Here is a 5,451-nt window from a genome sequence, read left to right as displayed (position 1 = left end):
GTGGAATAATAACTGACTTGTTGCTCTTCTATAAAAACTGGTTCTGGTATCGGAAAATTCATTTCCATTACAGGTACAGAAAAGTCTTGGCGGCGGCTTTTTTCGGCTGGTTGTTTGGACACAACAGATGGACGCGAACGAGAAACCGGCTGAGGTGAACGCGCTTGTGTTACTGGCTGTTTGGCGGCGCTTTTAACGTCGCCATAAGCTTGATTAGCTTGGGGATAATTAGCTGTAGCATGGGAATCCACAAAATTTTGCAAACGAGAAAAAGACTCAACGACTTTGGTAATTTCTTGGCGTAATAGTTGATTTTCTTGCGTTAGTTGCTGATTTTGGGTGGTGAGTGCGTTTAGCTTCGCCTGTGCTGCTTGCAACTCTATTGACAATTCCCTGTATACAGATAGTGGTACAGAGGGAGGGTAGGCTTGAGTAGTCGGTGTTGGCGAATTCCTGTGAACAGAACCTATGGTTGTTCGCATCGGGGGCTTGGTATTAAAAATCAAAGTAATTAGATCGTACAGAGATGCTAACAGAGATAGTCACCCCTGAAACTATGCCCAAGAATAATAGAAAAATACCGAAAGGGCAAAGATTTTTTATTTGGGCATTGGGGATGAGGTACTGAGAAAACTTTTCTCTAGTCCCCATCCCCAATGCTCAGTCTCCAATCCTTAATCCCTAATCTCTAGTCCCTAGTCCCCACAACGGGAAGAAGTGTCCCACAGGGCCTTGTCCTTCGCCAATATCTAGGGCGTAAGTGAGTGCGGTAGTTACATATTCCTTTGCCTGTTGTACTGCCTGCCACAAATCTTTTCCTTTAGCTAGATTAGCAGCGATCGCAGCCGATAGCGTACAACCAGTACCGTGGGTATTTTTTGTTTCTACTTGCTGGCAAGTCAAAACTTCCAACTTGTCCCCATCAAACCAGATATCAACGCCACGCAAATCTCCCTGCATACCTCCACCTTTGACTAAAACAACCTTTGTCTTTAAAGTCTTGTAAATAATTTCAGCAGCAGCTTGCATATCTTCTAAAGAATTAATTTGTAAACCGCTCAAAATCTGGGCTTCATAGCGATTGGGCGTGATCATAACTGCTTTGGGAATCAAGGCATGGCATAAAGTCTTTACAGCATCATCATCAATCAATTGTGCTCCTGTGCGTGACACCATTACTGGATCAACTACTAGATTATTGATTTGTAAAGCTTCCACTTGCTGGGCAACAGCAAAGATTATTTCCTGATTGAGCAACATTCCGGTTTTGGCAGCTTGTACGCCAATATCTTCAACTACTGCTTGAATTTGCGCCACAACAGCCTCTGTTGGCATAGCATCGACTCTCTTCACTCCTAGAGTGTTTTGTGCCGTGACGCAGGTTATAGCACTAGTACCGTGGACACAGTGAAAAGCAAAGGTACGTAAATCAGCTTGAATTCCTGCACCGCCACCGCTATCTGAACCAGCAATGGTTAAAGCAACAGGTATTCTGGAGTTTATTTCAGTGTTCATATTATGAAGATTAAGTAAGTTGGTGTCATCAAACCAAACTATCTCAAAGATTGATGAACTAGGCTAAAATCCTCTTTGCTTCCTGCGCGATCGCAACCACAACCTGACTTGAGAGTTCTGAATTATTTAGAGAAACTTTATCAAATCCTTGCACAAAGCGCTTTTTATTCTCATATCACTCTGGAAATTCATAGAACTCTACCAGACATATCCATATTTTTTTGAGTTTTGTTGTAAAAAAAATTACTAGATTACGGGGTTTTACTGATATCAAGTTCTATTTGTAAAGGTTAGTTTTAATTAAGTTCACAACGCTCAGTTACACCGCTTAAAACAGGTTCAACTAAGTTGTTACATTAGTCCCCTTAAGTTAAAGGGTCAACCTAACTAAAGTTTCAACCAATTTAACTTCGATCGCTTTAACTTTAAGTCCCCAGTTATCAGCTAAGGGTGAATTTTACCATGCAGATTTGGCAACCTCCTGACCTAAAACAACGGATAAAGTTCAGAGGAATTACTATGCCAAATACGATCATTTTATTGAAAAAATAGATGCTAAAGCTGGTTTACAAAGAGCAGCAATGTCTACGATGAACTACGTCTACGCAGCTGCTAAAGATAAAGTCTGGAGTAGAAGTATCTACGCGCTTATCGTCCAATTAATCTCAACAAAACTCTGACGATTGACGGTATCGATATTCCTGATTTAACCATCAACGGTTGACAGGAGAAAAGTTTCCATGTTTACAACAGCGTTTCTACAATCGACGTGATTTTAAGTCGCGATCGGATAACTGTGACTGTCCTTAACAGTGCAGATAGATGACTGATTCAAATAACTACTTAGCAACTGAAGAAAGTTGCTGAGATTGTACTACCAATTTCCCTTACACATATTCGGAGTAAACAGATGGCTGGCAAAATATACTACGTTTCTGCAACAGGCAGTGATAAAAATAATGGCTTAAACGAAGAATCTGCATTTCTCAGCTTTGGTAGAGCTGTGTATGAGATGAAAGCAGGCGACACGCTCTTCGTGATGAATGGAAATTATCAAATGAAAGGGGTTACGGTTTTTAACTTGAATGGCTCACCAGATAACTGGACAACAATAAAAGCTTATCCAGGGGCTAAACCTACGATAACAACGACGGGAAGTGGCATTAATATATTGAGTTCATCTTACGTGCGGATTGAAGGACTTGATATAAAAGGCAATCGGGAAAACATCACTCTCGAATATGCCTTACAAGAGAAGGATAACCTTAATAACCCCTTGACTAATAGTAATGGTATTGCTGTTAATGCATGGAAAAACGCTAATGGTGTAGGTGGTACTAATCCCCATCATATTGTCATCACTGGTAACACAATCCGTAACTTTCCAGGTGGAGGCATAGCAGTCAGTAATTCAGACTATATAACTGTTGAGAAAAACATTGTGTCTGGAAACGCTTGGTATTCGCCTTACGGCAATCAGGGAATAACCTCTCTCCGAAGTTTTAATTTTGATAACAATACCACTGACTACAGAATGATTTTTCGAGACAACATTGTCTACGATAACCAAAGTTTAGTTCCGTGGAAAGAAGGAGGCACTGACAAAATCACTGAGGGACATGGAATTATGCTTGATACTACCAACGTCAGCAAAGATAATGTGGCCTATACAGGTAAGGCATTAATTGCAAATAACATCACTTACAACAATGGAGGTGCAGGCATTAATGTTTTCGAAGCTACCAATGTTGATGTTATCAATAACACGGCTTACAAGAATGCCCGAGTTATTAAAGATTCTGGAGAGATTGGTGTTACTTACTCGGAAAATGTACGTGTCTACAATAACATTTTGTATGCAAGCGACAACCAAGATGCTAATAGAATTAAGTATGCCACAAATGTCACCTTCGATCGCAATCTTGTTTATAACTCGAACCTATTTCAAGCTTCAGATAATTTAAACGCTACAGGGTTACAGAATCTTTTGGGTCAAGATCCTCTATTTGTTGATGCAGACAAAAGGAATTTTGCACTTAAACCTGAAAGTGTTGCGATCGATGGTGGTTCCAATGCCTTCAATAGCCTCACTAAGAAGACTCCTCAAGATGGTGATGGGAATGGCAGTACAGTGATTGATATTGGTGCATATGAGGCTCCCCGCAGTTCTAGCAAAACCCCAGAAATTCAAGTTCTGAATGGCACAGTTAATATTATTGATGGCAACACCGCTATTAACTTTGGTGAGACCCTTGTTGGTGAAGCCTTGACCAAAACCTTTACCATCAAGAACACCGGTATAGCTGTACTCAACCTGAGTAATCTTAAACTTCCCGACGGATTTAGTTTGGTCGGAACTCTTCCAACGAGTCTGGCTGTCAATGCTTCCACCAATATAGTGGTGGCACTCAACCCCACTACACCCGGCACCTATAGTGGCAGCCTCAGTTTCAACAACAACGATATTAATGAAAGCACCTTTGACTTTGCCATTAATGGCACAGCTTATACTCCGGAAATTCAAGTTCTCAATGGTACTGTTGACATTACAGATGGCAACACCACCGCCATTAACTTTGGTGAAACGACTGTTGGTGACACCTTAACCAAAACCTTTACCATCAAGAACACCGATGCAGGCGTACTCAAGCTGAGTAATCTTAAACTTCCAGACGGATTTAGTTTGGTCGGAACTCTTCCAACGAGCGTGGCTGGTAATGCTTCTACTACCATATCGGTGGCACTCAACCCCACTACGTCCGGCTTCTATAGTGGCAGCTTCAGTTTAAACAACAACGATACTAATGAAAGCCCCTTTAACTTTGCCATTAGTGGCACAGTCAGGCCTGCTCCTGTCCCAGAAATTCAAGTTCTCAATGGCACTAACTCCAATGACACCTTTGTTATCCAACGAGGCGATGGCAATTACAGCATTACCAACTTTGGCGGTGTAGGTATTGGCTCAAACCCTCCGGCTGCGGTGGTTGCCAAGATAGACACCTTGCAATTTATTGGGACTGAATTGACTGCGAGAAATCTGCAATTAACTCAAAATGGCAGCAATTTAGAAGTCACCTTTGGAAATGTGGCTAATACCAAAGTCACTCTGCAAAACTTTAAGTTAGAAAACCTAGACAACTTAGCTGCATCGACAACAAGACCTGCCATCGGCAATATCATATTTAACGGAGAAGCTAGTGTTACCAAAAGCTTTGATGTGATTAATGCCAACTCCACTCAAACGTATATTTCTACAGCAAACACTGTCACTTTCCTCAATGACTTGAACAATAACATCAGCGGTTTTTACACTTCTAATGATGTGATTAATGGTCAAGGGGGTAATGATACCATCAATGGCAGTGGTGGTGACGACCTACTGCGGGGTGGTACTGGCAACGATCTTCTCATTGGTGGACAAGGCAATGATACTCTTGTGGGTGGTGCAGGTGCTGACTCTTTCCTCTACGACACCAATTCCATCTTTAATAGCGCGGTTGTGGGTATTGATACTATCGCTGACTTCAATCGCTCTCAAGGTGATAAGATTATCCTTGATAAGACTACCTTTACTGCTATTACTTCTGTTGTGGGAACGGGTTTTAGTAACGCCAGTGATTTTCAAATCAGCAGTTTAGGGGCACTTAGCAATGCTGTAATTGTCTACGACCGTATGACTGGGCAGTTATTTTACAATCAAAATGGTAGTGCTGCTGGTTTCGGCAGTGGTGGTCAATTTGCACAACTTACTGGTGCGCCCTATATTGCTGCCTCTGACTTCATCATTCAAGCATAGCTAGGTCGGGTCAACTGAGTGGAAGTGCCATCCAAACATGAATAGATTTTTAAGGCAGCTTTCAATTAGATAGACCACACCCATAGGGGCGCAACATCTGGTGAAAAAGAATGTAGAGACGTATCAGTGCTACGTCTCTA

General features: G+C 41.7%; 3 protein-coding genes. 1 reads left to right on the top strand and 2 read right to left on the bottom strand.

Features of this window, described 5'->3' with window-relative positions; all coding sequences use genetic code 11:
* Both IQ229_RS11210 and thiD read right to left on the bottom strand, forming a co-directional pair.
* The coding region (locus IQ229_RS11210; protein ID WP_194043705.1) for a hypothetical protein at positions 1-482 on the bottom strand (482 nt) is incomplete at its 3' end.
* A 199-nt stretch (positions 483-681) separates the two neighbouring features.
* A complete protein-coding gene (gene thiD, locus IQ229_RS11205; protein WP_194043703.1) occupies positions 682-1,515 on the bottom strand; it encodes a bifunctional hydroxymethylpyrimidine kinase/phosphomethylpyrimidine kinase in 834 nt (277 codons plus the stop codon).
* A 910-nt stretch (positions 1,516-2,425) separates the two neighbouring features.
* Here thiD and IQ229_RS11200 point away from each other — a divergent pair.
* The gene (locus IQ229_RS11200; protein WP_194043701.1) at positions 2,426-5,311 is read left to right on the top strand and encodes a choice-of-anchor D domain-containing protein; all 2,886 of its coding nucleotides are present in this window, start codon (positions 2,426-2,428) and stop codon (positions 5,309-5,311) included.
* Positions 5,312-5,451: the final 140 nt, after the last annotated feature.

This window comes from Nostoc cf. edaphicum LEGE 07299 (assembly GCF_015207245.1).
GTDB lineage: Bacteria > Cyanobacteriota > Cyanobacteriia > Cyanobacteriales > Nostocaceae > Nostoc > Nostoc edaphicum_B.
The sequence above is the reverse complement of the archived record's forward strand: the minus strand, read 5'-3'. Positions and strand labels throughout refer to the sequence as shown.

What these genes read in the sequence shown, in the direction of transcription:
- IQ229_RS11200 (WP_194043701.1), top strand. Translation starts at nt 2,426, where the DNA reads ATGGCTGGCAAAATATACTACGTTTCTGCAACAGGCAGTGATAAAAAT.
- thiD (WP_194043703.1), bottom strand. Translation starts at nt 1,515, where the DNA reads ATGAACACTGAAATAAACTCCAGAATACCTGTTGCTTTAACCATTGCT.